General features: G+C 75.4%; 1 protein-coding gene. It reads right to left on the bottom strand.

Features of this window, described 5'->3' with window-relative positions; all coding sequences use genetic code 11:
• Window positions 1–281: ATP-binding cassette domain-containing protein (locus G3I71_RS49210; protein ID WP_164325501.1), on the bottom strand; the 281-nt coding region annotated here is incomplete at its 3' end.
• Window positions 282–403: the final 122 nt, after the last annotated feature.

Below are 403 nucleotides of genomic sequence, written 5' to 3'. Positions count from 1 at the left end.
CGCTGGAACACCATGCCGATGCCCGCGGTGACGCGCTGCCGGGCGGTGCGCCGCTCGGGCAGCTCGCGGCCCTGCCAGTCGTAGCCGATGGCGGTGCCGTTGACGAGCACCGAGCCGCCGTCGAGCCCGTCGAGGTGGTTGAGCGTGCGCAGCAGCGTGCTCTTGCCGGAGCCCGACGGGCCGAGGAGCGCGACGACCTCGCCCTCGCGGACCATGAGGTCGATGCCCGCGAGCACCTCGGTGTCGCCGTACGAGCGGCGCAGGCCACGTGCCTCGACCATCGCCTCGCCGAACGAGCGCGGCGGCGGATCGGCGTGCGTGCGCCGGTCGTCGGGGACGGAGGTGTCCGCCGGTGCGGCCGGTGCGTGCGCCAGGGACGGGGCGGAGAGAGTGGCCTTCGCGG

It is taken from the genome of Streptomyces sp. SID12501, assembly GCF_010550245.1.
In the GTDB taxonomy this organism is placed as follows: domain Bacteria; phylum Actinomycetota; class Actinomycetes; order Streptomycetales; family Streptomycetaceae; genus Streptomyces.
The sequence above is the reverse complement of the archived record's forward strand: the minus strand, read 5'-3'. Positions and strand labels throughout refer to the sequence as shown.